This window comes from Burkholderia sp. KL41 (assembly GCF_057005415.2).
Genome location: NZ_CM174447.1, coordinates 3,054,100 through 3,079,158, shown reverse-complemented (window position 1 = coordinate 3,079,158; position 25,059 = coordinate 3,054,100). Strand labels below are relative to the sequence as shown.

23 protein-coding genes are annotated in these 25,059 nt (G+C 69.1%); 11 read left to right on the top strand and 12 right to left on the bottom strand.

Features of this window, described 5'->3' with window-relative positions; genetic code table 11:
- The first annotated feature begins 574 nt into the window (after positions 1–574).
- On the top strand, positions 575–1,723 hold the full coding sequence (locus tag PQB87_RS31145; protein WP_059687572.1) for a porin: 1,149 nt from the start codon (positions 575–577) through the stop codon (positions 1,721–1,723).
- Between the two features lie 41 nt (positions 1,724–1,764).
- Here the strand turns inward: PQB87_RS31145 and PQB87_RS31140 are convergent, their stop codons facing one another.
- From PQB87_RS31140 to PQB87_RS31105, 8 genes are all read right to left on the bottom strand, one after another.
- Positions 1,765–2,658: an amino acid kinase family protein gene (locus tag PQB87_RS31140; protein ID WP_489243223.1), complete on the bottom strand. Its 894-nt coding sequence runs from the start codon at positions 2,656–2,658 to the stop codon at positions 1,765–1,767.
- Positions 2,659–2,706: 48 nt separating this feature from the next.
- Positions 2,707–3,228, bottom strand: coding sequence for a PTS sugar transporter subunit IIA (locus tag PQB87_RS31135; RefSeq protein WP_489243222.1), 522 nt, complete (start codon positions 3,226–3,228; stop codon positions 2,707–2,709).
- 137 nt (positions 3,229–3,365) lie between these two features.
- Positions 3,366–3,584, bottom strand: a complete 219-nt coding sequence (locus PQB87_RS31130; protein WP_021156746.1) for a hypothetical protein — start codon at positions 3,582–3,584, stop codon at positions 3,366–3,368.
- 47 nt (positions 3,585–3,631) lie between these two features.
- Complete coding sequence (locus tag PQB87_RS31125; RefSeq protein ID WP_021156747.1) at positions 3,632–4,003, bottom strand: DUF6697 family protein; 372 nt, start codon at positions 4,001–4,003, stop codon at positions 3,632–3,634.
- A 427-nt stretch (positions 4,004–4,430) separates the two neighbouring features.
- Positions 4,431–5,723, bottom strand: coding sequence for a hypothetical protein (locus PQB87_RS31120; RefSeq protein ID WP_489243221.1), 1,293 nt, complete (start codon positions 5,721–5,723; stop codon positions 4,431–4,433).
- Between the two features lie 185 nt (positions 5,724–5,908).
- Positions 5,909–7,549: a chaperonin GroEL gene (gene groL, locus PQB87_RS31115; protein WP_021156751.1), complete on the bottom strand. Its 1,641-nt coding sequence runs from the start codon at positions 7,547–7,549 to the stop codon at positions 5,909–5,911.
- A gap of 12 nt (positions 7,550–7,561) precedes the next feature.
- On the bottom strand, positions 7,562–7,852 hold the full coding sequence (groES, locus tag PQB87_RS31110) for a co-chaperone GroES (RefSeq protein ID WP_027790739.1): 291 nt from the start codon (positions 7,850–7,852) through the stop codon (positions 7,562–7,564).
- 142 nt (positions 7,853–7,994) lie between these two features.
- Positions 7,995–9,278: a lipase family protein gene (locus PQB87_RS31105; RefSeq protein ID WP_175830029.1), complete on the bottom strand. Its 1,284-nt coding sequence runs from the start codon at positions 9,276–9,278 to the stop codon at positions 7,995–7,997.
- A gap of 380 nt (positions 9,279–9,658) precedes the next feature.
- On the opposite strand from PQB87_RS31105, the gene PQB87_RS31100 reads away from it, so the two are divergent.
- Positions 9,659–10,339 (top strand): class II aldolase/adducin family protein, encoded by a 681-nt coding sequence (locus PQB87_RS31100; RefSeq protein ID WP_027790741.1) that lies wholly within the window; start codon positions 9,659–9,661, stop codon positions 10,337–10,339.
- Between the two features lie 130 nt (positions 10,340–10,469).
- Entirely contained in the window at positions 10,470–11,597 is a 1,128-nt protein-coding gene (locus PQB87_RS31095; RefSeq protein ID WP_059687577.1) for a sigma-54 interaction domain-containing protein, read from the top strand.
- On the opposite strand, the gene PQB87_RS31090 is transcribed toward PQB87_RS31095, so the two are convergent.
- The 4 genes from PQB87_RS31090 to PQB87_RS31075 are packed head-to-tail and all read right to left on the bottom strand — an operon-like array spanning position 11,588 to position 15,427.
- On the bottom strand, positions 11,588–12,376 hold the full coding sequence (locus PQB87_RS31090) for an ABC transporter permease (RefSeq protein ID WP_489243220.1): 789 nt from the start codon (positions 12,374–12,376) through the stop codon (positions 11,588–11,590). The two genes, PQB87_RS31095 and PQB87_RS31090, sit on opposite strands and share 10 nt — an antisense overlap.
- Before the next feature lie 21 nt (positions 12,377–12,397).
- Complete coding sequence (locus tag PQB87_RS31085; RefSeq protein ID WP_059687578.1) at positions 12,398–13,213, bottom strand: ABC transporter permease; 816 nt, start codon at positions 13,211–13,213, stop codon at positions 12,398–12,400.
- Entirely contained in the window at positions 13,213–14,310 is a 1,098-nt protein-coding gene (locus PQB87_RS31080) for a PhnD/SsuA/transferrin family substrate-binding protein (RefSeq protein WP_230953592.1), read from the bottom strand. The genes PQB87_RS31085 and PQB87_RS31080 overlap by 1 nt, the downstream gene beginning before the upstream one ends.
- Before the next feature lie 40 nt (positions 14,311–14,350).
- Positions 14,351–15,427, bottom strand: a complete 1,077-nt coding sequence (locus tag PQB87_RS31075) for an ABC transporter substrate-binding protein (RefSeq protein WP_059676736.1) — start codon at positions 15,425–15,427, stop codon at positions 14,351–14,353.
- A 475-nt stretch (positions 15,428–15,902) separates the two neighbouring features.
- On the opposite strand from PQB87_RS31075, the gene PQB87_RS31070 reads away from it, so the two are divergent.
- The 8 genes from PQB87_RS31070 to PQB87_RS31035 all read left to right on the top strand — a co-directional run bounded on the left by PQB87_RS31070 (position 15,903) and on the right by PQB87_RS31035 (position 25,048).
- Entirely contained in the window at positions 15,903–17,075 is a 1,173-nt protein-coding gene (locus PQB87_RS31070) for an LLM class flavin-dependent oxidoreductase (RefSeq protein WP_059687580.1), read from the top strand.
- A 44-nt stretch (positions 17,076–17,119) separates the two neighbouring features.
- The gene (locus PQB87_RS31065; RefSeq protein ID WP_059687581.1) at positions 17,120–18,166 is read left to right on the top strand and encodes an ABC transporter substrate-binding protein; all 1,047 of its coding nucleotides are present in this window, start codon (positions 17,120–17,122) and stop codon (positions 18,164–18,166) included.
- A 33-nt stretch (positions 18,167–18,199) separates the two neighbouring features.
- Positions 18,200–19,030: an energy transducer TonB gene (locus PQB87_RS31060; RefSeq protein ID WP_489243219.1), complete on the top strand. Its 831-nt coding sequence runs from the start codon at positions 18,200–18,202 to the stop codon at positions 19,028–19,030.
- 41 nt (positions 19,031–19,071) lie between these two features.
- On the top strand, positions 19,072–19,788 hold the full coding sequence (locus tag PQB87_RS31055; RefSeq protein ID WP_091920302.1) for a MotA/TolQ/ExbB proton channel family protein: 717 nt from the start codon (positions 19,072–19,074) through the stop codon (positions 19,786–19,788).
- On the top strand, positions 19,788–20,198 hold the full coding sequence (locus tag PQB87_RS31050; RefSeq protein WP_009694203.1) for an ExbD/TolR family protein: 411 nt from the start codon (positions 19,788–19,790) through the stop codon (positions 20,196–20,198). The genes PQB87_RS31055 and PQB87_RS31050 overlap by 1 nt, the downstream gene beginning before the upstream one ends.
- Before the next feature lie 34 nt (positions 20,199–20,232).
- Positions 20,233–21,309 carry an ABC transporter substrate-binding protein gene (locus tag PQB87_RS31045; protein WP_489243218.1) on the top strand — a complete coding sequence of 359 codons (1,077 nt, stop codon included), beginning with the start codon at positions 20,233–20,235 and terminating at the stop codon, positions 21,307–21,309.
- The gene (locus PQB87_RS31040) at positions 21,306–22,523 is read left to right on the top strand and encodes an MFS transporter (RefSeq protein ID WP_489243217.1); all 1,218 of its coding nucleotides are present in this window, start codon (positions 21,306–21,308) and stop codon (positions 22,521–22,523) included. Before PQB87_RS31045 ends, PQB87_RS31040 begins: the two co-directional genes overlap by 4 nt.
- Before the next feature lie 212 nt (positions 22,524–22,735).
- Positions 22,736–25,048, top strand: coding sequence for a TonB-dependent receptor (locus tag PQB87_RS31035; protein ID WP_489243216.1), 2,313 nt, complete (start codon positions 22,736–22,738; stop codon positions 25,046–25,048).
- The last annotated feature ends 11 nt before the right edge of the window (positions 25,049–25,059 follow it).

Genomic DNA, 25,059 nt, shown 5'->3' with positions numbered 1-25,059 from the left:
CGTGAGCATCCATCCGTCGCGCCCCATCCTCCATGGCCCGGCCGTCGTATCGGGCACGGCCTGGCAGCGGATCGGCAACCGGCGCATTGACGGGAGCGCCATTGCACCGTGCCTTGCGCCTGGCATCCCGCCGCGGCGGCCAGAGCCGGTCATCGCGCCGGCGCGACGCTGCGCGATCGCGGTATTCCGGATCGATGCCGCCCGAGCCTGATTCGACGCCGGAGCATCCGGTCGCGAAGGACGCACCGTGTCGGGATCGTTCCCGCTCTGCGCGCCGTGGCCATGCTCCGACAGCCGGGCATCGAACCATCGGTGCCGCGCTTCGACATGGTGCGATTCATTGGGGCGGGACGTGATTTGCCTGCCGTCCTGCAGGCCGCGACAGCGGATCTCGATCGCGCCGGGCCGCCGCATCGTGCACGACAGCGATTGTTGACGACGCTGGAAAGGTCCAATCCAGAAGCGGTAATAGGTGCCGTGAATATGGCCGATTATTCTCCCGTTCGCAGTAATGGCGTCCGTTCACGAATGCTGTCGGACTGCTTACAAAATCAATTGCTCAGGGAGGCCTTTCATGAGACGCACCGTTGTCACCGGTTGTATCGGCGCCGCTTTCACCATGTCAGCATCGTGCGCGTTCGCGCAGAGTTCGGTTACGTTGTATGGCCTCGTTGATACGGCGATCCGTTATCAGACGAATGCCGGCCCTGACGGCAAGGACCTGATCGGAATGACGGTCGGCCCGGAAACGCACAGCCGCTGGGGCTTGCGCGGCAGCGAGGATCTCGGCGGCGGGCTGTCGGCGATTTTCCGTCTCGAGAACGGTTTCGAGCTGGGCGACGGCAAGCTGCACGTCGCGAACACGCTGTTCAGCCGGCAGGCCTACGTCGGCCTGTCGAACGGCCGATACGGCACGCTGACGTTCGGCAACCAGTACGCGCCGCTGTACGACACGATGGGCGACGTATTCGATCCGATGACCGTCGGCGACTACTGGCAAGACAGCTGGGCGTACAACGGCATTGGCAACTACCTGACGGTGCCGAACTCGGTGAAGTACGCATTCACGTACAACGGGTTCAGCGTCGATGCGATCTACGGCTTCGGCAATCATGCCGGTGCGATGGGCCTCGACAGCACGTACGGCGTCGAGCTCACCTACGCGCAGGGGCCCGCGTCGATCAACGCAGGCTTCCAGCAGACCTCGGTATCGTCCGTGAACGGCAGTGCGACCAACGGCGCGAAGGTGAGCTTTCTGCACGTGAGCGGCGCGTATCAGGTGACGCCCTCCGTCCGCCTGCTGGCCGGCTGGCTGCACGGCCAGGACAAGACGGGCACGACCGACTTCAACATGCAGCAGGCCGGCGCACCGGCGTTGAGCGGCGGGAGCCCGAACCGCATCGACGACACGTTCTACGTCGGCGCCAACTGGCAGGCCACCGCGCCGCTGCTGATCACGGTGGCCGGCTATTACGGCCACGCACGCAACGCGGAGCGGCTCGACGGCACGCTCGGCTCGGGGATCAACTACTCGGCGACCGTGCTGGCCGAGTATGCGCTGTCCAAGCATACGGAGGTCTACGGCACGGTCGATTTCTCGCGCGGCAACGGTGCGTTCGCGGCCGACTATCCGGGTGCCACCAACCGGCTCACCGGCAAGGTCGACCAGATCGGCAGGACCAACAACGTCGGGGCTGCCGTCGGCCTGCGCCAGATGTTCTGACGGCACTGCGCACCGCGCGGCGAGCGTTTCTGCTGCAAGATTCAGAACCGCACGACCTGCTTCTGCTCGACGTTGAAGCCGTCGCGCAGCACGCTCGCCGAATCCGCGAAGTAGCGGCGGGTTTCCGCTAGCAGGTCGGTATTGCCGCGGCGGCAGAACACGACCCCCGATCCTTCCTCCGTCAGCAGTTCGTCGATCAGCGATTCGGGTTGCCCGATATCGGCGAGATGGACGTTCTGCACGCCGTGCGCGAGCGCATCGAGCGCTTCCCGCACGCAAGGCGCCGCGGTTGCGGCCGGATGCTCGGCCAGCCATTGCTCGAGTTCCGTGATGCCATAGAGCCCGGCGAGCTCGCCGAGTTCGCGCAGCAGCGTGCCGTCGACCATCATCACCAGCGTGACGGCGCCGGTGCGCTGCGCGAAGAGGCTGCCGAGCCGTTCCGCGCGCAGCAGGTGATCATGGCCTGCGTCGTCCGGGGCGACCGGCATCACGACGGGCACCAGCCCGTTGCCGAGAAACGCAGCCAACGCGGTGCCGTCGAAGCGCGCGACCGCGCTCGTGTTCGTGCGATCGGATGCGGCGGATGCGACCAGCAGCCCGCCGTCGTGACCGTCGATGCCGAGCGCCTTCACGCCGTGGCTGCCGATCAGGCGCACCAGCTCATGGTTGCGCTCGGTCATCGCGGCGCGCGCGGTGTCGACCGATTGCGTACCGGATGCGGTCGGCAAGCCCTGCACGACGATCGGTCGAACACCGGTGAGCGCGAGCAACGCGACATCCTGCGCGAAGGCGTGGCGGGCGCGTGCGTCGCGCGCGGTGCCGCCGTCGACGATGACGACGGTCTGCCCGTGCAGGGCCTGCATGAACGGCAGCGAGCGCGCCAGTCCGGCCACGCGATGCGACGTAAGGGGGGAGCTTTCAGGGTCTGGGAACATGGGAATCCGGATGGATGAAGGGAGTGCCTGACGCCGCGCGGTGCGGCGTCAATGCGTGCGTTGCATGAGCCGGTGAATATCGTCGGGCGTCAGCGCGTCGCGCGACGCTTGCCGGAACGGGCGATCGCTGAAACACCGCGCCGCGTCGGCGAGCAGTTCGAGGTGCGCGCGATCGCCCGCTTTCGGCAGGGCGAGCACGATGAATTCGCGCACGGGCTTGCGGTCGGGCGCGTTGAACGCGAACGGGTACAGTGCGCGCACGAACAGCGCGACGGCCGAGCCGAGCCCGTCGATGCGCGCATGCGGAATCGCGACACCCTGGCCGAGGCCGGTCGAGCCCAGCTGTTCGCGCCTGATCAGTTCGGTCCTGATGCGCTCCGCCGGCACGCCGCTGCCGCGCTCGATGTATCGCGCGGCGAGGTCGAACAACTGGATCGCGCTTTCGACCGGCACGTCGAGCAGGATGTTGTCCGGCGGGCACGCGTCGGCCAGCCGGATCGCGGCAGGCGTGGCGACGCGGCGGCGGGGAAGGTCGGGGTGGCCGCCGATGGCGGCCTGCTGCGTTTGCATGCGGATCTCTCCGTGTCGGGATGACAGGGAAATCCTAGACAAAAGCACGTAAAGACGGTGTCAGAGACGCGGGGGTGCCGCATTAAAATTTCGTATCGATTGCGCTGGCGCCCGCCGCGTGCCCGACAAGGACATCGTCAGGTACCCGACAGCACGAACGGCAACGTCGTCAGCAAGAACACCGAAATGCCGACGACCGGCGCACCGAACGCGATCGCCGCAAATGCCACCGCGGCGCTCGTCAGCACCAGCGTCCTCGAGCGCACGCGGTGCCGGCCGAGTGCCGTTGCGCGATCGTCGCGGGCGGCATCGGGTCGTGTGCCGATCACGTGTTTCCAGAACGTCAGGCCAAGCATGATTGCTCCTTGATGAAAGGCGACCGGGAAGGCGCGCGCTGCGCGCGTCAGCAGCGCTTGAGCTTCAGCACGCGCGAGATCTGCCCGGGCGTGAAGCCGCTGTTGCGCACGTAAGGCGCGCAGTCGAGCGGTGCGGTGAGCGATTCGCTGACGACGTACCGGCCGACGAAGCGGTACGCGTCGGTGGCCATGCGGATGAACACCGGAATCGCATCGCGTTGCGCGGCGAGCGTCCTGCCCGCCGCGCGCGCGGACGCGCTGCCGTCGCAGAGGATCACGTCGGGCGCATGCGGGTTGAGGTCCGTGCGCAGGCAGGCGGCCACGACCTTGCCGTTCTTCGTCGGCAGGAATGCCTGTTTGCTGCCGCCGCATGCGGTGTGGATGAATTCGCGGGTGTACTGCTTGTCGATCTCGAACATGATCGGGCTCCGGTATCGGGGACTTCAGTGGGTTAAATAAGGGATGCGAAGCAATGCGACTGGGTCGACATGCCGGATGCGGGCATGCCAGTCGATCGTTGCCTGGGGGGGGCGGATCGATGGCGCGACGTTGCAAGGGATGTTCCGCGGGAACACGCTTGCCCGCACGACGCGCGATCAACGCATCGACGTCGTGTTCAAGCGTGCACGGGAATGACTACGGCGCGCACCGTCCGCCTGCGGGCAGGACGGTGGCTCGGGAAAAGAGAGACGCAGGCGTCCTGCCTGTCAGGCAGAAAAGCAACTCGGAGGGCGAGGACTTCGGATGCGCATGGTGCGTACTCGGTGATGGATTGCGAACACATTCTAGTGAACGCATGCGCGGGCGCAAGTAAAAAGGTCGTAAAGGTCGCGTGGCCGGTGCGTGTTACGTGCACTGCCAGAGATGCGCGCTGGTGCGGCACGGCGCGCACCAGAACGTGTAGTTCGCGCCGCCGCTGCCCCACAGCCATTCGCCGCCGTCCGTTTGCGGGAGGCCGGAATCGAGCTGCATGACGAACGACATCTTGCGGCCGCAATCCGGACAGTCGGGATACCACGCGGACTGTACCCATGACGGCGCGCCGCCGACGCGGCTCAGGTTCTGTCGGCTGTTCGACATGCCCCATTCCTGCCGCGTCCAGCGTGCCGGCGCAGTGAAAAGCGCAAGGTCTGCCTCCAGGAATGGGGCCGCCGGATAGTCCGGTTGGATCGCGGTGTCGCGTTGCTGGGACGGGTGCGCACAGGCGTTGCCGGCGTCGTCGTGCCGGTGGAACAGCGGGCCGTCGCTCTCCCAGCCACCGCACGACAGGCAGGTGTCGAACGACACGGGCGTCGCGCTGTCGATGCCTGCTGCAGCGGGTTGGGGCAGTGTCAGCAGTCGATGCAGCGGCTCGTGACACAGGCCGCATCGATGCGACGACACGCCGCCGAAGCGTGCGCCTAATCGATGCGAGCCGCGCGTGTTCCAGGTTGGGTGATGCGCGAGAATCTCGCGGTTCCACTTCGGCTGGGCGCGGAGTATCGGCGCGCCCAGCGTCGATCCGAAGTCGATATGCAGCGGCGTTTCGCTGTGCAATGCGCGCAACGTGTCATATTCCTGAGCGTAGCCGGCGGACATGAGCCAGTTGGCGCGCGCCCCGGGATTGTCCGGAAACAACCAGGCTGCCGCGTCGTGAACGGCTGCAGGCTGTCGCGAATGGAGCAGCGCGACGGCGCGTGCATGCGCTGCCTTGTTACCGGAAGGGACGTCGGCAAGCCGGCCGCGCCATGCTTCGACCGTCGCCGGATCGAGCATCCGCCACGCGTTTTCCTCGTAGTACACGCGCGGTGACCGCTTCGTGGTGGCGATGTCGAGGAACATGTCCCAGTGACCGGCAAATACCTGCGGCGTCTGCATCACCACGCTCGACAACACGCTCGCGAGCCGCTCGTTCCACGCGCCGTTGCGGACGTCTTGCCACGCTTCGGCCGCAGTCTTCGCGAAAGCGAGGTCGTCCATCAGGTCGAGCGCGGCATCGAGGAACGTCGCATGTGGCAACGCCCGATCGAACGATGCGATCACGAGGTCGGCGAGCGCGGCCGGGTTGTCGCGCCGCAGCGCCAGCATCCGCGACATCGGATCGTTGCCGGTCCAGCCGAGGCGTTCGTAGTCGTCGAGAATGGTTTGTACGGTCGGCATGGCGTGGACGGCGGGGCGGCGGACGGGGGTTCATCTTACCCGAGCGTGCCGGCGGCCCGCCACGCCGCCCGTTTTCGCCAGCCCCATGCAAAAAACGCGTGACGACTTTCGTCGCCACGCGTTGCCTGCGTTTCGCTGTGCGTGCCAGTCGCGCGTGCCGGCGAACCGGCACACGCGACCCGCCGTCAGAAATCGAACCCCGGCCCGCCCGCACCCGGGCCGCCCGGCGCAGCCGCCGGTGCCGCATCCTTCGGTGCTTCGAACACGGTTGCATCGGTCGTCAGCAGCAGCCCCGCGACCGACGCCGCGTTCTGCAGCGCCGTGCGCGTGACCTTGGTCGGATCGAGCACGCCCGACTCGACGAGGTCGCCGTATTCGCCCGTCTGCGCGTTGTACCCGAAGTTGCCCGAGCCTTCGGCCACCTTCGCGACGACGACGCTTGCTTCCTCGCCCGCGTTCGTGACGATCTGGCGCAGCGGTTCCTCGAGCGCGCGCAGCACGATCTTGATGCCCGCGTTCTGGTCGGCGTTCACGCCCTGCAGTTCGCGGATCGCCTGCCGCACGCGGATCAGCGCGACGCCGCCGCCCGGCACGATGCCTTCCTCGACGGCCGCGCGCGTGGCGTGCAGCGCGTCGTCGACGCGGTCCTTCTTCTCCTTCACCTCGATCTCGGTGGCCCCGCCGACCTTGATCACTGCAACGCCGCCCGCGAGCTTCGCGACGCGTTCCTGCAGTTTCTCGCGGTCGTAGTCCGACGTCGCTTCCTCGATCTGCACGCGGATCTGCTTCACGCGCGCCTCGATGTTCTTCGCATCGCCCGCGCCGTCGATCACCGTCGTGTTTTCCTTGCCGACCTCGATGCGTTTCGCCTGGCCGAGTTCCGCCAGCGTCGCCTTCTCGAGCGTCAGGCCCGTTTCCTCGGCGATCACCTGGCCGCCGGTCAGGATCGCGATGTCTTCGAGCAGTGCCTTGCGGCGGTCGCCGAAGCCCGGCGCCTTCACGGCCACCGTCTTCAGGATGCCGCGGATGTTGTTGACGACCAGCGTCGCGAGCGCTTCGCCTTCGACGTCTTCCGCGATGATCAGCAGCGGCCGGCCCGATTTCGCGACCTGTTCGAGCACCGGCAGCAGGTCGCGGATGTTCGAGATCTTCTTGTCGTGCAGCAGGATGTACGGGCTTTCGATCTCGGCGATCTGCTTGTCGGGATTGTTGATGAAATAAGGCGACAGGTAGCCGCGATCGAACTGCAGCCCTTCGACGACATCGAGCTCGTCCGCGAGCGACTTGCCGTCCTCGACGGTGATCACGCCTTCCTTGCCGACGCGGTCGATCGCTTCCGCGATGCGCTGACCGATCGATTCCTCGCCGTTCGCGGAGATCGTCGCGACCTGCGCGATTTCCTTGCTCGTGGTGGTCGGACGGCTGATCTTCTTCAGCTCGTCGACGGCCGCCGCGACGGCCTTGTCGATGCCGCGCTTCAGGTCGAGCGGATTGAGCCCGGCCGCGACGTACTTCTGGCCTTCGCGGACGATCGCCTGCGCCAGCACGGTGGCCGTCGTGGTGCCGTCGCCGGCCGCATCGCTGGTGCGCGACGCGACTTCCTTCACGAGCTGCGCGCCGATGTTCTGCAGCTTGTCCGCGAGTTCGATTTCCTTCGCGACCGACACGCCGTCCTTCGTGACGACCGGCGCGCCGAAGCTGCGTTCGAGCACGACGTTGCGGCCCTTCGGCCCGAGCGTGACCTTCACCGCGTTCGCGAGAATGTTCACGCCTTCGGTCAGCCTGGCCCGTGCGACGTCGCTGAAAATGATTTCCTTCGCTGCCATGATTGCGCTCCGTTACTGGTTGACGACTGCGACGATGTCTTCCTCGCGCAGCACGAGAAACTCGGTGCCGTCCAGCTTGACGGCCTGGCCCGCGTACTTGCCGAACAGCACGCGCTCGCCGACCTGCAGGTCGGGCACGATGCGCTGGCCGTCCGCATCCTTGCGGCCGGGGCCAACGGCGATCACTTCACCCTGGTCGGGTTTTTCCGCGGCGCTGTCGGGGATCACGATGCCCGACGCGGTGGTGGTTTCCTGGTCGAGTCGCTTCACGATCACGCGGTCGTGCAAGGGGCGTAGGCTCATAGGTTCGTCCTGTGCTGTTCTGTCGAGATTGGCTGGCACTCTTTGGGAGAGAGTGCTGACGAGTATAAAAATGCGCGGCGGCGCGATCCAATAACGGATTCGGAAATGCATTCGCGCCGGCGTGCAAAGCGCACGGCGCGCGTTACCGCGACACGGCCTGCTGCGCGGCGGGCGTGCAGACCGGGTGGATCGTCTCGCCGGCAAGCACGCGCTTCACGAACGGAATCGAATCGGCGAGCGACGCGTTCACGGTGCCGTTGTGTTCGCGGCCCGCATACAGGTGCGCCTCGACGGTCGTGCCCGCCGCGCACGCGTCCTTCGCGAGCGCGAGTTCGAGCGGCGCGAGCCCGTCGTCCGCGCCCGCGCCGATGAAGACGGGTGTCGCGATCTTCAGCGTCGGGTACGTCAGGTACGCGTCCCACCACGCTTTCAGCCGTGCATCGCCGCCGGGCTTCACGGTGTTCGCGTGCGTGAGGTGCGCGAGCGCCGCATCGTCCTCGAGCGACGCGAGGCAACCGATGCGCGCCTGTTCGAGGATCGGCAACGCGTGGTCGGTCAGCACTTCGTCCGCACGCAGCGACGGGTCGATCTGCTGGGCGGAGAGCACCGAGTAGAACTGGTACGCGAGCGTCGGATCGACGCGCTCGGGATCGCGCCGGTAGGCACTGTCGAACTTCGGCAGCGACGCGAGCGTGGCGGGCGATGCGTTGTAGATCGTCCCGGTGGCGACGGTCGCGCGGATCGCGAGTTCGGGCGCATACGCGGGCGCGTAGCCGGCCGCCGCGAACACGGCCGAGCCGCCTTGCGACTGGCCGACGAGCACGACTTCGTTCGCGAGCCCCGGCACGCCGCCGAGCACCGCGCGCACGCTGTCGAGCAGCGTGTAGCTGTTCGAGCGGTTGTTGAGCTGAGGATTCGGGCCCGGCGTGCCGAGCCCCTGATAGTCGGTCGCGACGACGGCGAACCCCTGCTGAAGCCACGCGTTCAGGTAGCGCACGTCGCGATACGAGCGGCCGAACCACGACGGCGCGCAGATGTCGGCCATCCCGAACGTGCCGTGCGCCCACGCGACGATCGGCCAGCCGCCGGCGGGCGGCGTGCCGCGCGGCACGAACAGCGCACCCGACACGGCGATCGGCGTGTGACCGCCGACACCGTCGGTCGACGCATAGAGGATCCGCAACTGACGCGCTGCGCTCGCGAGCCCGAGCGTCGCGGGCAGCGGCTCGGTGCGCAGCAGCGCGCCGGGCGTCGCCGGAATGTCGCGGTCCCACGTGTAGAACGCGGACACGCGGCCGTCGCCCTGCAGCGGGTCGGGCGCGGGAACGCGGCCGGGCGAAGCCGCGTGCGAGAGGAAAGACGATACGGCGAGCGCCGAAGCCAGCAGTGCGCGCGCGGCACAGCCGCGCAGGGGGAGAAGCGTCATGGTCGGATGGAGGTCGATGAGATCGGATCGGAAGCGCCGGACGGTGCATGGCGCGGGCCGAGCACGACGCAAGTTTCGAACCAGCGCATCCGTTGCGTGTGCGGCGCGCGGCGCGATGGGCCGTTGCGTCGTACCGCGTGTGCCGCACGCATGCGCCGGCTGCGCGTCGCGCAGCAATCCGGGCCGGCGGGCTGTTGCTCCCGCAACAAAGGCAGGTGCATGGATCGTGCCGCGTGCGTCGTGCATGACCGGCCCGCACCGCGGCGCGGGCGTTCGATGCGTGCGCGCCCGGCTGGCACGATTGCTGCTGATCCGGTCGGCGTGTGTCGCGACGTTGCGTTGCGATCCCCTCCGTCCACCCGATCAAGGAAACCATCCTCATGTCCGTCACCCCAACCATCGACAGCGGCGAACTCGTGGCATTCGTCGAGCGTGCCACGCGCGAATTCACGCAGGCTGCACGCGTGCTGAAGGACACGCGCACGCTGTCCGCGACCAACACGTTCCAGGCGTTCCAGCGCGTGCCGGGCACCGAGCTCGTCGTCGCGCTGTCGGCGCCGAGCCCGTGGGCCGCCTCGCAGGAAATCCAGCCGGTCGTCGTGACGTTCGACGGCGACGTGCTGCATGGCGACGCGCGCGCGGGCGGCAACGGGCCGCGTTATGCGGACGTGTTCCGCGAGGCGCCGGACGTCGGTGTCGTGATCCACGTGCACGGCCCGTATCTCGGCGCATGGGCGAGCGCGCATCGCCCGCTGCCGATCCGCTATGCGCCGGCCGCGCGCTACACGCGCGCCCGCGAGATTCCGGTGTACGTCGATCGTCGTCCCGGCGAGCCGCGTTTCATCGTCGACACGATCCGCCGCGACCCCGAGGTACCGGCGATCATCGAGGCGAACGGCGGCGCAACCTTCTGGGGAAAATCGATCCTCGACGTGTCGAAGTACATCCTGATCCTCGAGGAAGCCGCGTATTTCCAGGCGCTCGCGGAGCCGCTCGGCGGCTCGCTCGAGTTCGGGCCGGGCGCGCTCGAGCAGCAATGGAAAATGACCGGTCTCGCGTGACATCGCGTGAGCTCGCGCGGCGGCCGGCGCAATCCGGCCGCCGTCATACCGATAGCTCGATGAATTGGTTCGTCCCCGGCGCGCGCCTTGCTATCGTCGAACCTTCCCCGTTCAACACGCCGGTCGTGCCATGGCCATCTTCAGTTTGCCGGACCCGAATTCGCATGCGATCACGATCCGTGCGAAGGCGCTGACGTTCGACGATCCCAAATCGCGGGTGCTGCTCGAGCGCATCCAGCTCGTCGCGCCGAGCGACGCGACCGTGCTCGTCACCGGCGAGAGCGGCACCGGCAAGGAGCTGATCGCGCGCCTCGTGCACTCGCTGAGCGAGCGCCATGACGGCCCGTTCGTGGCGGTCAACTGCGGCGCATTCTCCGAGACGCTGATCGAAAGCGAGCTGTTCGGCCACGAACGCGGCGCGTTTACCGGCGCGATCAACAGCCAGCCCGGCTGGTTCGAATCCGCGAATCGCGGCACGCTGTTCCTGGACGAGGTGGGCGACCTGCCGCTGTCCGCGCAGGTCAAGCTGCTGCGTGTGCTGCAGGAGCGCGAAGTGACGCCGGTCGGCTCGCGCAAGACCGTGAAGATCGACGTGCGGCTCGTCGCGGCGACCAACGTGAATCTCGAAGCCGCGGTGCGCGCGGGCAATTTCCGCGAGGATCTTTACTACCGGCTCAACGTCGTGAAGCTGAGCCTGCTGCCGCTGCGCGAGCGCCTCGGCGACATCGCGCCGCTGATCGAACACTTCATCGACACCTATGCGAAGCGGCTGCGCGTCGCCGCGCCGACGCTCACGGACGCCGCGCGCGCACGGCTGCATGCGCACGCGTGGCCGGGCAATATCCGCGAACTCGAGAACGTGATCCACCACGCGGTGCTGATCTGTGCGGGTGGCGCGATCGATGTGGGCGACCTGCAGTTCTCCGCGCTGTCGCTCGCGCCCGACGCCGACGACCCGCGCGCCCCGGCGGCGGCACCGCCGCGCCGTGCGCGCGACGTGGCCGAAGCGACCGATGCGCTGCGCCATGCGGTGATCGAGCTGCTGGATCTCGGCACGCCGTCGCTCTGGCAGCACATCGAGGACACCGTCTACCGCAGCGTGTTCGACTACAGCGAGCACAACCAGCTGCGCATGTCGCGCCTGCTCGACCAGTCGCGCAACATCGTGCGTGCGCGGCTCGCGCAGCTCGGCATCCTGAAGCCGCGCGACGCGGGTGACGGGGGCGACGCCGACGCGCGGCTGCGCCGTCAGGCGTGATCGCGCCAGCGCAGCGCGCGCTGCGCGATCCGCTCGCATAGCGCACTCATGCCGACGGCGAGTGCCGTCACCCCCAGCACGCAGACCAGCAGCACGTCGGCGCGCGCGCCGGCCTGCGCGTTCTGCATCAGGCTGCCGACCCCCGCGCCCGCGTTGAACAGCAGCTCGCTGCTGGTCGCGGTGATCCACGCGAACGGCACGGCTTGCAGCACGCCCGCGAACAGGTCGGGCAGCGCGCCGGGAATCAGCACGTCGCGCCACAGGCCGATACGCGTCAGGCGATACGACTGCGCGAGTTCGACGTAGCGCGGATCGACGCGGCGCAGCCCGTCGAAGCTGGCGGTGGTCATCGGGTAGAACGCGGCGAGCGCGATGATGAGCACCTTCGCGAATTCGCCGGTGCCGGCCCACAGGCTCAGCAGCGGAATCAGCCCGAGCAGCGGCACGTAGCGCAGTGCCTGGAACGCCGGCTCGCCGAGCTTGCGCGCGAGCGTCGAGCGTGCCATCGCCGCGCCGAATACAAGCCCGAACGCGACGCCGAACCCCAACCCGAGCGTCGTGCGGCGCAGGCTCGCGCCGAGATCGGTCGCGAGTTCGCCGCTGCGGGCGAGTTCGACCAGCGCGGCGCCCACTTGCTGCAATGGCACGAACGCGTATTGATGGGCCGCGTCGCCGAACGACGCGAACTGCCATGCGGCCACCAGCAGGGCCGGCACGACGAGGCCGCGCGCGCGGTGGCGCAGCGGGGCGAGCGAGAGAGAGCGTATGGCGAGCGTCATTTCGAAGCGTATCCAGTCAGGTCAGCGCGAGGGCGCTTGCCAGCGCAATGCGTAGCGTTGCACGAGCGCGATCGACCGGTCGATCGCGAAGCCGATCAGCCCGATCACCGCGACGTCGATGAGCACGACGTCGAGCCGCAGCATCTGCCGCGCGAGTTCCATCATCTGGCCGATCCCGCTGTCGGCGCTGAGCAGCTCGACCGCGACGAGCGCGAGCCACGCGCGCGCAAGCGCGATCCGCACGCCGGTCAGCAGCGGCGGCAGCGCGGCCGGCAGCAGCACGTCGCGCAGCAGCGCGAAGCGGCCGAGCCCGTAGTGCCGCGCCATCTCGACGAGGTCGCGCGGCGCGTCGTGCACGCCCGTGTACGCGGCCAGCGCGACCGGGAAGAACACGGCCTTGCCGACGACGACGAGCTTCAGCGGCTCGTCGACGCCGATCAGCAGGATCAGCAGCGGAATCAGCGTGAGCGTCGGCACTTGCCGCAGCAGGTCGAACGTCGGCCGCAGGTAGTCGGAGAACAGCCGGCTGCGCGCCAGCAGGATGCCGAACGCGGCTCCGCCCGTCGCGCCGATCGCGAACCCGAGCGCGAGGCGATGCAGCGTGATCAGCAGGTTGTCGCGCAGTTCACCGGTGTCGAGCAGGGTGCGCAGCGTCGCCGCGAGCCGGCCGGGCGGCACGACGAGCTGCGGCGGGAACCAGCGCTGCGCGCTCGCGAGCCACCACAGCGTGGCGAACGCGACGGGCGTGGCCCACCACAGCGCGAGCCCGCCGAGCCGCGCGACGCCGGGCAGGCGGATCGCGCGTGCGCCGTTCGACGCGAGGGCGTGCATCGGCATCAGCGGCTCGCGACGCGCGCCGTGTCTGCGCGCCAGTAGCCGTCGAGCCCGAGCTGCTTGAGCGCGGTCGCGACGAACGTCGGCGCGAGCAGCGCGTTCACGTCGACCGGCGCGGACGTCAGGCCGGCCTGGCGGCTGTACGCGACGACGTCGCGGTAGTGACCGGTCAGCGCGGGCGTGAAGAGCGGCGTCCATTGCTCCTTCCACGGCGTCGATTCGTCCGCGTATTCGCGGCGCACGACGCTTTCCGGCTGGCCGGACGCGCTCAGGATCTTCACGTACGCATCGCGGTTCTGCGGCTGCGAGATCCAGTGCGCGGCACGCACGTAGGCGGTCGCGACGAGCTGCGTGATGTCGGGGTAGCGCCGCACGAAATCGTCGGATGCCCACAGTTCCGCGCGCATCTTCCAGTCGTCGGGCGCGGTCTTGGTCGACCAGATGATCTTGCCGACGTTCTTGTCGACGAGCGAATACGCGTCGGACAGCGTGAAGAAGCCGTCGACGCGGCCGGCCGCGACCGCTGCCGCACCGGCCTGCGGGTCGAGGTTGTAGATCCTGAAGTCGGACAGCTTCAGCCCGTTCTCGGCGAGCAGCTTGCTGAACGTGACTTCCCACGGCCGGCCGCGATTGAGCGCGATGCGCTTGCCCTTCAGGTCGACGATCGACTTCGCGCTCGAGCCGGCCGGTACGACGAGATACGTATTGCTGCCGACCCCGCCCGGCACGATCAGGCGCGTATGCGTGCCCGACGCGTTGACGACGACCGACGGCAGGTCGCCGTAGCCCGCGAAGTCGATGCTGCCGTTCGTGAACGCCTCGTTGACGAGCGTGCCGACCGCCGCGGTCGACACCGGTACCCATTGCAGCTTCACGTGCCGCGCGGCGAGCGCTTTCTCGAGCGATTTGTCGGCGTCGATCAGCGCGGAGGCGCCCGCGTATTGCGTCTTGCCGCCGCCCGAATAGGCGACGACGGCGATTCGCACCACCTTGGGCGCATCGTCCGCGTGCGCGGCCGGTGCGGCGAGCGATGCCGCGGCAAGCGGCAGCGCGGCGAACAGCGCACGCAGCGGGCGGCGCAGCGAAGCGAGGGAGAGCATGTGTTTCATGATGGTCGGGATCAGTGGGCGGAAAAGAGGCTCACGCGCGTTTCTGCCGCGACGGCCGCAGCACGTCGGCGAGCGGGCGCGGGTCGATCCAGTCGGCGACGTCGAAGTCGGCTTCCAGAAAACCCCGGTCGTGCAGGAACGTCTTGAAGTCGTCGAGCGCGGCGACGGATTCGTCGTCGAGGTTGACGCCGAGGTGCCGGTGCAGCTGGTTGCCGTACGCGGCGCGGACCCAGTCGATCGACGACGCGGTTTCGCCGGCCACGTAGTGCGCGGTTTCGTCGGGATGCGTGCCGGCCCATTCGCCGGCCGCGACCACGAGCTTCAGGAAGCCGGCGACGATGTCGGGATGGTTCGCGAGCACGTCCGCGTTGACGGTCAGCGGGCGCGGCGTGCCGTTGTTGTTGCGGATCGAGCGCTCCGGATGAAAGCCGATGTCGATCACGACGTGCGCGCCGATCAGCTGCGCGATCTCGAGGCCGGTCGAGCCCTTCACGTAGATCGCGTCGACCTCGCCGCGCAGCAGCGCGCCGGCTTCGGCCGCGTACAGCGCGCGGCTCGAGAAGCCGTGCGGCGACGCGAACAGGTCCGCCGCGCGCGCCGGCCCGACGGCCTGCAGCGTGCGCGCACGCACGTCGACGAGTTCGACGTCGGCGGTGGTCAGCCCGTCGAGGCTCAGCGCGTTCACGAAGCCGCGCAGCGCCGACGCGCGAAAGATGTCGATGCGGTCGTCGGGGCGGCTCGGGATCGCGACGCGGCGCCCGCGCAACGCCTTCACGGAGCGGATGCCCGACTCGGGCCGCGCGAGGATCAACTGCGATTCGTCGACCCACGACAGCCCGATCACGCGCGTGTTCGCGCCGTTCGAGCGCGCCCACATCGCGGGGATGCTGCCGCCCTGGCGAAACGACTGCGCCAGCGTGTGGTCGCTGATCGACGACACGTCGTGCCGCGTGGCGCCGCGCGGCGAGCGGATCGCGACGCCGTCGGCCGACGTCTCGCCGTTGAGCCAGCCGAGATGCACGGCGATGCCGAGCGGGGTCGGCACGGGCGATCGGGCGTACCAGAACGTCTGCTGCTTGTCCGATGACGAATCGGGCCTGTCTGTCATGTGTGAGATTCCCTCTCTGCGTAAGCATGGTCGAAGCGCGGTCGCGCGCGGTGCCGCTCGGTGCCGCTCGGTGTCGGTGCGCACGCGCGGGCCGGTCAGCGTTGCAAGTTCCGGGCCAGTGAACGGAAACGGCGCGGCCGCACGCGGTGCGGGCGTCGCGCGGAAAGGGCGATGCGTGTGTCGATGTATGACCTGTTGCGCCAGCAACAGTCGCGTGGGCCGCTGTTGCGCGCGCAGCAGCGGTGCGGCCGATGCAGCAGCACGGCACGGGCCTGTCGCGACCGTGCCGGCCACGGCCGGGCGGGTGCGATCCGGTTGCCGTCGACGCCCGGCGTGCAAGGCGCCGCGCAGGTTTGCACGCGGCCGCGCAGGTGCCGCGTCGGGCAAGTTGGCACACCGCGTGCTTTACAGCGCAGCACACGGGCGGCACGCCGATGCCGCACGCAATCCGAATGGCCCGACCAGGAGAATCCCGATGGCTGTTGAATTTCTGTGGCGCCTGCCGATGCATGGCGACGGCAGGCGCGCACACGACCTGCATACACGCGGCGAATGGAACCGTCAGCGCGGATCGCGCGTCGCGCCGAAAGTCGACGACGACGAATTCGGCTACATCGACTATCTGTCGCAGGTCGCGCGCGCGGCCGATATCGCCGGCTTCCACGGCGCGCTGATCCCGATCTTCCGCTTCACGGAGGAGCCGTGGGTCGTGGCGGCCGCGCTGGCGCGCGAGACGCGCCGGCTGCGGCTCCTGATCGCGCTGCAGCCGCATTTCGTGCATCCCGTCTACGCGGCGCAGATGGCCGCGAGCCTGCAGCGGATCAGCCGTGGCCGCGTGGAGTGGAACGTCGTCACGGGCGGCGGCGGCCCCGACCAGCGCGCGTACGGCGACTTCATCGACCACGACAGCCGTTATGCGCGCACGGACGAGTTCCTCGACGTCGTGAAGGGTGTCGCGGCCGGCGAGCCGTTCACGTTCGACGGACGTTTCTACCGCGTCGAAGGCGGCGGCCTGCTGCCGCCGCTGAGCGGCCAGAAACCGCCGCGCATCTACCTGGCCGGCGCGAGCGATGCCGCGCTCGCGGTCGCCGCGAAGCATGGCGACGTGCACCTGAGCTGGGGCGAGCCGCTCGCGAAACAGAAGGAGGTGATCGATGCGGCCCGCCGCGCGCTCGATCGCCAGAACGCCGAGCGCGACCTGCGTTTCGGCATGCGCATCGACATCCTGGCGCGCGAGACCGAGGCACAGGCGTGGGCCGAGTTGCGGCAGATGTTCGCGACGGTGGGCGACGCGACGCGCAACGGCTTCGGCGGGCGCGGCGAGTCGTCGGAATCGGTCGGTGCGAAACGCCAGTTCGCGCTGCACCAGGGCAACACGCAGCACTTCGACGACCTGATCGTCGGCCCGAACCTGTGGGCCGGGATGTCGCAGATTCGCGGCGGCCCCGGTTGCGTGATCGTCGGCAGCCACGAGCAGGTGGCCGAGCGGCTCGCGGAATACGTCGACATCGGCGTGTCGACGTTCATCCTCGCGAGCAACCCGCATCTCGAGGAGGCGTACCGCGTGGGCGAGGAAGTGCTGCCGCTCGTCGACGGCGCGCTGAACGCGCGCGGCACGCAGGCGGCGCTGCGCGTGGCCGGCGCGTGAACGCAACGGCATTCCCCCGCATTCCAACGACAAGGACATTCACCATGACGACACTCGCTGCGCAGGCCACGGCCCGCGACGCACTCTGGTACACACGCTGCCCGGTGCCGACCGCGCTCGGCATCGCCGTGCACCGCGGCTGGTTCGACGAGGAGTTCGGGCCGGACGGCATCGCGCTGCATTCGCTGCAGGAAACGGCCGACGCCGGCAAGCGCGAATCGCACTTCGATCACAGCCTCCCGTCCTCGTTCCGGCAGGGCGGCAACATTCCGGCGCTGTGGGCGCGGGCACGCGGCGCCGATACGCGCGTGATCGGCCTGTCGTGGACCAACGAGTTCCAGGCGATCGTCACGCTGCCCGAGCGCGGCATCCGCACCGTGCGCGATCTGCGCGGCCGGCGGCTCGGGTTGCCGCGCCATCCGATCAGCATCGACTTCTGGCGCGCGGCCGCGCTGAAAGGCTTCCTGAGCGCGCTCGAACTGGAAGGGCTCGGGCACGGCGACGCCGAATGGGTCGACCTGCCCGACGAGCGCGAACGCCACACCGGGCCGGCATCGTTCACGCGCGGCCCGCACGAGTACGGGCTCGAGATCGCGGCGCTCGTGCGCGGCGAGGTCGACGCGGTGTTCGTGAAAGGGGTCGAAGGGCTCGAAACCGTGCACCTGATCGACGCGCAGGTGGTCATCGATCTCGGCGCGCACCCCGATCCGCTGGTGCGGATCGGCAACGGCACGCCGCGCACGCTGACGGTCGATCGCGCACTGATCGACGCGCGCCCCGATCTCGTGAGCCGCTTCCTGTCGGTCGTGGTGGGCGCGGGCGACTGGGCCGCGCGTCATCCGGCGGAGACGGTGGCCTATATCGGCCGCGAAACGCGCGCGTCCGACGAATGGGTGCGCTATGCGTACGGCGCGGACGTGCACCGCCATCTGGAGACGGGACTCGCGCAGACATCGATCGACGGGCTGGTCGCGTTCAAGGACTTCCTCGTCGAGTGGGGCTTTCTCGAACAGGATTTCGATGCGCGCGCATGGATCGACCCGGCGCCGTTCACGCGCATCGACCGGCAACGCCATGCGTGGGTCGCGTAGCGCGCCGCGGCGCGTCATTGCAAGGAGTCGAGCATGACAGGTCTGACGATCGAATACGGCGTGCCGCCGGCGCGCCGGCATGCGGCACGCGCGGCGCCGCGCACGGGCGCGGGTGTGGCCGCTGCGGTGGCTGCCGCATGGCCGCCGTCGGCTTCGCCTGCCGCACGGCCGGATGCGCGCGCGGCGAAGCCGGGCCGGTGGCGCGTCACGGGTGCGATTGCACTCGCCGTAGCGGCGCTGCATGCGGGCGTCGCGCTGCTGGCCGCGCGCGCCCCCGCCGCGCCGCCCGTACAGCCCGTGCAGCCGCCGCGGCCGCTGCCGATGACGGTCGAGCTGACGCGGCCGCCCGAACCGTTGCCGCAGGCCGCGCATCCGCCGCCACCGGTGCCGCCGAAGCCGCAGCAGCCGCTGAAGCAGGCGCCGACTCCGCCGAAGCCGCGTGCGGCCGTCGCGCATCCGGCGCCTGCGCCGGCTGCCGCGCAGCCTGTCACGCGCGAGGCGGCACCCGCGCCGACGGCACCGGCCGCTGCCGCACAGGTCGCACCGTCTCCCGCACCCGCCGCGCCGGCGGCGCCGGTGCGCGAAACCGCGCCGATCGGCGACGCCGCCTACCTGCGCAACCCGGCGCCCGACTACCCGGCCTTTGCGCAGGACCAGGGCTGGGAAGGGCGCGTCGTGCTGCGCGTGCACGTGCTCGCGAACGGCACGCCCGATGCAGTCGACGTCCGCACGAGCAGCGGCCGCCGCATGCTCGACAACGCGGCGGTGGCCGCCGTGAAGCGCTGGACGTTCGTGCCCGCGAAGCGCGGCGACGAAGCGGTCGACGGCTGGGTCAACGTGCCGATCGATTTCAAGCTGGGCTGACCGACCGGGCGGCCCGCCACATTTTTCAAGGAACTCACATCATGAACGGTATCCCGACCACCTTCATCGTCCAGGGCGCGCTCTGGCTGCTCGTCGTCTTCTCCGTCGTCACGTGGACGCTGATCGTCGTGAAGACGATCCAGAGCCTGCGTGCGAGCGCACGCAACCGGCATTACACGCGCGCGTTCTGGGCCGCGAACAGTTTCCACGAGGCGGCCGCGCTCGACGGCGCCGACAGCCCCGTGGGCGAACTCGCCGCGACGGGCTTCGACGCGCTGCGCCGCGCCGACGAAAGCAGCGCGCACGATCTCGAACACAGCTGGAGCCGCCACGACCTGCTCGAACGCCATCTGCGCCAGCAGATCCACAACGCGCGCCGGCGCGCGGAAGCGGGGCTCGCCGTGCTCGCGTCGATCGGCAGCACCGCGCCGTTCGTCGGCCTGTTCGGCACCGTGTTCGGCATCATCCACGCGCTGACCGCGATCACGCACAGTGCGTCGGCGAGCATCGATGTGGTCGCCGGGCCGATCGGCGAGGCGCTGGTCGCGACCGGGATCGGCATCGCGGTCGCGGTGCCGGCCGTGCTCGCGTACAACTTCTTCGTGCGCCGCGTGAAGGCCGCGTCGGCCGATCTCGATGCGTTCGCAACCGATTTCGTCACGCTCGCGCAGAAGGCCGGTTTCCGCGTGCCGGCCGCCGCCACCGCGCCCGCGCCGGCACGCCGTGCCGACGGCGCCCGTCAGGAGGCGTTCGCATAATGGCCTTCTCGTCCTCCTCCGACAACGACGACGTGCTCAGTGAAATCAACATCACGCCGCTCGTCGACGTGATGCTCGTGCTGCTCGTCGCGTTCATCGTCACTGCGCCGCTGCTCAACAACGCGGTGCACGTGAACCTGCCGAACACCGTCGCCACGGCGCCGGCCGACCGCAAGCCGAACGTCACCGTGAGCGTCGACGACAAGGGCGTCGTGTATCTCGACAAGCGCGCGGTCGCGCTCGCCGCGGTGCCGGCCGAGCTCGCCGCGCTGAAGGCCGGCCGGCCCGACGTCGCGCTCGACCTGCAGGCCGACGAGCACGTGCCGTACGGCACCGTCGCGAAGCTGATGGCCGCGATCGAGCATGCGGGCATCACGCGGCTGTCGGTGCTCACCGCGCCGCGCGGCTGATGCGCGGTTCACGACTCCTTTTCCGAGCGCATCCATGAGCATCACGGCTTCCCATCACGTCCAGTCGATCTGGTACACGCGCTGTCCGGTGCCGACGCCGCTCGGCATCGCCGCGCATCTCGGCTGGCTCGACAGCGAGTTCGCCGGCGACGGCATCACCGTCCGCGCGCTGCAGGAGAACCAGCACGCGGCGCTGCATCGCGCGCACGTCGATCATTCGCTCGACAACACGTTCCGGCAGGGCGGCAGCATTCCCGCGCTGTGGGCGCGCGCCTCCGGCGCCGATACCCGGGTGGTCGCGCTGACCTGGGTCGACGAGGCGCAGGCGATCGTCGCGTTGCCGGAAACCGGCCTGAAGCGGCCGAGGGACCTGCGCGGGCGCCGCATCGGGCTGCCGCGCCGCGACGGCGAACGTATCGACATCTTCCGCGCGGCGGCGCTGCGCGGCTTCGTCAGCGCGCTGTCGCTCGACGGGCTCGGCCCCGCCGACGTCGAATGGGTCGAGGTGCCCGCGTCGAACCTGCGCGCGCCCGTGTCGACGCCGCTGACGCGCGACGCGGCATTCAGCCATCCGTCGAGCCTGTCCAGCCGGCGCCTTTATGCGGCCGAAGCGGCCGCGCTCGTGCGCGGCGAGGTCGACGCGATCTACGTGAAGGGTTCGCTCGGGCTCGAAACCGCGCACCTGATCGGCGCGCAGCCGGTCGTCGACATCGGCTTTCATCCCGATCCGCAGATCCGCATCAACAACGGCTCGCCTCGGCCGCTGACCGTCAATGCGTCGACGCTCGAACGCCATCCCGACATCGTTCGCCGCTTCCTCGCGCGCGTGACCGACGTCGAAGGCTGGGCGCGCGAGCACGAGCAGGAAGTGCTCGGCTATCTCGGCCGCGAGACGGGATCGGGCCATGACTGGCTGCGGCTCGCGTACGGCACCGACGTGCACCGGCGGCTGCGCACGGATCTCGACGAGGCGTCGATCGCCGCGCTCGACGATTTCAAGCGCTTCCTCGTCGAATGGCGGTTCCTGCCTGCGGATTTCGACGTGCGCGCGTGGATCGACCGGCGCGCGCTCGACGGCATCGCACCGTTGTCTCGCGACGCCGCGCGGTGAGCGCGCCGACACGCGTCGCCGACGCATGGCGGCGCGAGCGCTTCACCGGCGGCTTCATGCTGCTGGCGCTCGCGAGCGGCACGACGATCAGCATGGCGCAGCTCGCGACGACGCTGTACGCGCTCGCGCTCGGCGTCGACAGCGCGCGGCTCGGCATCATCGCCGCGATGGAGCCGCTCGGCATCGCGCTGATGACGCTGCCGGCCGGGCTGCTCGTCGCGCGCTACGGCGCGCGGCGCGTGTACTTCGCCGCGAGCATGGGGCCGATGCTGCTCAACCTCGTCGTGCCGTATACCGGCGCATGGCCGCTGATCGCGCTCACGCAAGTGCTGATCGGGCTGTGCATCCCGTTCCGGATCGTGTCCATCAACGGCGTGTTTCTCGCGCGTCTCGCGCAGATCGGCCTCGCGCGCGCCGGCTGGTACCGCGCGGCGATGTCGGTCGGAACCGGCATGGTCGGGCCGTGGCTCGCGAGCTGGCTGATCGGCGCGCACGGTGCGGTCGCGACGTTCTGCGCGGCGTCGGCGAGCTTCGCGGGCATGGCGCTGTTCAGCCGGACGCTGCTCGGCGACGCCGAGGCTGCGCCGCGCGGCGCCCGACCGGAAACCGGCGGCCTGCGCGCGTTGCTGGCGCTCGCATGGAATCACGACGTGCGCGAGCAACTCGTGCTGGAGGCCGTGAACAGTGCGACGCGTTCGCTTGCCGGCGCGTACACGGTCGTGCTCGCGATCCAGTCGCTCGGGTTGTCCCAGGCGCACGCCGTCGCGCTGCTGACGTTGCAGGGCGTGGTCGCGGTGATCGCGCTGTTCGGGCTCGGCCATGTCGCGCAGCGGCTGAGCGCGCTCTGTTGCCACGGGTTCAGCCTGGCCGGCGCGGTGGCCGGCCTGCTCGCGCTCGGGCTCGCCCGTGACGCGTGGATCGTCGGCGCGGGGCTCGCCGCGCTGTGCGCCGGCTCGTCGCTGCTGCATCTCGTCAACATGCAGCGCCTCGGCCGTCACCCGGCGGACAAGAGCCAGGTGTCGAGCCTCTACAACCTCGCGTCGATGACAGGCGCGTTCTGCGGCCCGCTGGCCGGCAGTGCGCTCGTGCCGGCCGTCGGGTTGCAGGCCGTGTTTCTGTGCTGGCTGCCTGTCGTCGTGCTGGTCGCATGCGCGTTGCGCGTCGCACATGGGCGGCGCGATGCGTCGCAGCCCGTGACTGCAAAGCTCTCCTGACGACCATCGGAGCGGGTGTCGCGCGATCCGGCAGTGTTGCGTGACAAGCAGTTTGCTTCCGTTCACAGATGCGCATGCAGCAACGCGCATGCCGCATACCCGCCGGAAGCCCGATACGACGGGCCTTTCGAGGCTGGCATCCGAATTGCAACAGGGAACCCGTGCGTCGCGCACGCACGTGCGTTCAACCGATCAAACAGGATGACTCATCGATGTTCAGGAAAAAACTAATCGTCACCGCGCTGGGGGGACTGCTGACGGGCGGAGCCGTATCGTTGCCCGCGTGGGCGGAAGAGGGTGCGGTGACGGCGGCACCGGACGCGAAGCCGGCACAACCGGGCACGGACGATGCAGCCGCGGCTGCACCGACGGCGGCCCGTGCGACCCGCGGCACGGCCATCCGCGAAACGAACCTCGGCACGGTCACCGTGACCGCGCGCCGGCGCAAGGAGAGCATCCAGGACGTGCCGGTCGCGGTGAGCGCGCTGAGCGGCGACGCGATCAGGAACAACGAGCTGCGCGTGGCCAACGACGTGACGAAGTACGTGCCGAACTTTACCGGGCAATCGACCGAGGGCCGCGAGCGGCCGCGCTGGTTCCTGCGCGGCGTCGGCAGCAACGATCCGTCGGACCTGTCGCTGAGCCCGATCGGCGTGTACTTCGACGACGTGTACATCAACAGCGTGTTCGGGCAGGGTTTCCCGCTGTTCGACCTCGATCGCATCGAAGTGCTGCGCGGCCCGCAGGGCACGCTGTGGGGCAAGAACACGGTCGGCGGCGCGCTCAGCATCACGTCGCAGAAGCCGACCTTCGACGTGAGCGGCTACGGCAAGATCGGGCTCGGCCAGTACAACAGCCGGCTCGCGGAGGCCGCGATCGGCGGGCCGATCGGCAAGAACGACGTGCTGGCCGCGCGCGTGTCGGTGTATCACGAGAACGCCGACAGCTTCTACACGAATACGGTGCAGCAAGGGCGCTTCGGCGGCTTCCACGACAACGCGGTGCGCTTCCAGGTGCTCGCCGTGCCCACGTCGGACACCAACTTCCTGTTCAACATCCACGGCCGCAACTACACGGGCGGCGGCAATGCGTGGCACGCGCAAGGCGCGGGGCCGGGCGGCGCGAACCAGTTCGGCTTCGTCGGCTCGAGCGATCCGTACACGGTGTCGCTCAACGCGCCGTCGAGCGATCACATCTCGACCTGGGGCACGTCGCTCACCGCGCACTGGCGCATCAACCCGGCAGTCACGCTCACGTCGATCACCGCATTCGAAGGGCTGCACCGCTGGTACCAGGACGACGAGGACTATTCGGCGTTCGACGCCGCACGCTCGCACGATCGCCTGTCGAGCCGCCAGTTCTCGCAGGAATTCCGGCTCGAATCGCCGCAGAACGACCGGCTGAGCTGGCTCGTCGGCACGCACCTGTTCACCGAGCAACTGGCCGAGCAGGGCGCCGGCGGCGGCTTGCCGGGTTCGCCGTCACCCGCGTTCTACCACCTGACCGACCTCACGCAGCACACGCAGAGCGCGGCGATCTTCGGCAGCGTGAAGTACCGGTTTACCGACCGCTTCAACGTGACGGGCGGGCTGCGTTACACGATCGAGCGCAAGAACATCAACCTGACCGGGCTGCAGGGCACCGGCAACGTGACGTTCGGCAATCCGGGCAGCTGGTGGGAGCCGTCGTCGGTGTCGTCGCCGCTGGCGGTCAGCGCGCGGCAGAACCAGACGAACACCTGGCGCGCGCCGACCTGGGACCTCACGCCCGAATACGCGCTCAGCAGCAACGTGCGTGCGTACTTCCGCTATGCGCGCGGCTTCCGTTCGGGCGGCTACAACGGCAACGCGTATACGCAGAGCACGGTGTCGACCGTGTCGCCGGAGTACCTGACCGATTATGAAGTCGGCATCAAGAGCGAGTGGTTCGACAAGCGGCTGATCGTCAACGCGAGCGTGTTCCACTACGACTATCGCGACATCCAGGTGTTCGCGCTCGCGCCGAACCCGTTCGGCGGCCCGCCGGTGTCGACGCTGTCGAATGCGGGGCAGGGGCGCGCGGACGGCTTCGAACTGGAGCTGAAGGCGCAGCCGGTCAACAGCCTCTACCTGTTCGCGAACCTCGGGATGCTGAACACGCGCTACACGGAGTTCCGCTACGTGCCGACCGCCGTCGGCAACTCGTTCGCGCGCTCGCCGCATACGACGATCAATGCGGGCTTCGACTATCGCGTACCGGTGTCGTTCGGCACGCTGACGGCCGGCGGTGACGTGAACTACCGCAGCCGCGAATACTTCAGCGCGACCCGGCAGACGATGCCGCAGCTCTGGCAGGGCGGCTACACGGTGCTGAACGCGCACGTCTCCTACACGACGCCGAACCAGAAGTACATCGTGACGGGCTACGTGACGAACCTGACCAACAAGGTCTACAAGAAGCTCGAGCTGCTGCCGTCGTATGGCGCGTATCCGGTGCTGTACGGCGATCCGCGCACGGTCGGGATCACGCTGACGGCGAAAATCTGACGGGCGGCACG

Coding starts and splice junctions, on each gene's coding strand:
- PQB87_RS31035 (WP_489243216.1), top strand. CDS start 22,736: ATGTTCAGGAAAAAACTAATCGTCACCGCGCTGGGGGGACTGCTGACG.
- PQB87_RS31105 (WP_175830029.1), bottom strand. CDS start 9,278: ATGACGCTTCTCCCCCTGCGCGGCTGTGCCGCGCGCGCACTGCTGGCT.
- PQB87_RS31080 (WP_230953592.1), bottom strand. CDS start 14,310: ATGCTCTCCCTCGCTTCGCTGCGCCGCCCGCTGCGTGCGCTGTTCGCC.
- PQB87_RS31055 (WP_091920302.1), top strand. CDS start 19,072: ATGAACGGTATCCCGACCACCTTCATCGTCCAGGGCGCGCTCTGGCTG.
- PQB87_RS31145 (WP_059687572.1), top strand. CDS start 575: ATGAGACGCACCGTTGTCACCGGTTGTATCGGCGCCGCTTTCACCATG.
- PQB87_RS31060 (WP_489243219.1), top strand. CDS start 18,200: ATGACAGGTCTGACGATCGAATACGGCGTGCCGCCGGCGCGCCGGCAT.
- PQB87_RS31050 (WP_009694203.1), top strand. CDS start 19,788: ATGGCCTTCTCGTCCTCCTCCGACAACGACGACGTGCTCAGTGAAATC.
- PQB87_RS31075 (WP_059676736.1), bottom strand. CDS start 15,427: ATGACAGACAGGCCCGATTCGTCATCGGACAAGCAGCAGACGTTCTGG.
- PQB87_RS31085 (WP_059687578.1), bottom strand. CDS start 13,213: ATGCCGATGCACGCCCTCGCGTCGAACGGCGCACGCGCGATCCGCCTG.
- PQB87_RS31070 (WP_059687580.1), top strand. CDS start 15,903: ATGGCTGTTGAATTTCTGTGGCGCCTGCCGATGCATGGCGACGGCAGG.
- PQB87_RS31140 (WP_489243223.1), bottom strand. CDS start 2,658: ATGTTCCCAGACCCTGAAAGCTCCCCCCTTACGTCGCATCGCGTGGCC.
- PQB87_RS31130 (WP_021156746.1), bottom strand. CDS start 3,584: ATGCTTGGCCTGACGTTCTGGAAACACGTGATCGGCACACGACCCGAT.
- PQB87_RS31045 (WP_489243218.1), top strand. CDS start 20,233: ATGAGCATCACGGCTTCCCATCACGTCCAGTCGATCTGGTACACGCGC.
- PQB87_RS31125 (WP_021156747.1), bottom strand. CDS start 4,003: ATGTTCGAGATCGACAAGCAGTACACCCGCGAATTCATCCACACCGCA.
- PQB87_RS31065 (WP_059687581.1), top strand. CDS start 17,120: ATGACGACACTCGCTGCGCAGGCCACGGCCCGCGACGCACTCTGGTAC.
- groES (WP_027790739.1), bottom strand. CDS start 7,852: ATGAGCCTACGCCCCTTGCACGACCGCGTGATCGTGAAGCGACTCGAC.
- PQB87_RS31135 (WP_489243222.1), bottom strand. CDS start 3,228: ATGCAAACGCAGCAGGCCGCCATCGGCGGCCACCCCGACCTTCCCCGC.
- groL (WP_021156751.1), bottom strand. CDS start 7,549: ATGGCAGCGAAGGAAATCATTTTCAGCGACGTCGCACGGGCCAGGCTG.
- PQB87_RS31090 (WP_489243220.1), bottom strand. CDS start 12,376: ATGACGCTCGCCATACGCTCTCTCTCGCTCGCCCCGCTGCGCCACCGC.
- PQB87_RS31120 (WP_489243221.1), bottom strand. CDS start 5,723: ATGCCGACCGTACAAACCATTCTCGACGACTACGAACGCCTCGGCTGG.
- PQB87_RS31100 (WP_027790741.1), top strand. CDS start 9,659: ATGTCCGTCACCCCAACCATCGACAGCGGCGAACTCGTGGCATTCGTC.
- PQB87_RS31095 (WP_059687577.1), top strand. CDS start 10,470: ATGGCCATCTTCAGTTTGCCGGACCCGAATTCGCATGCGATCACGATC.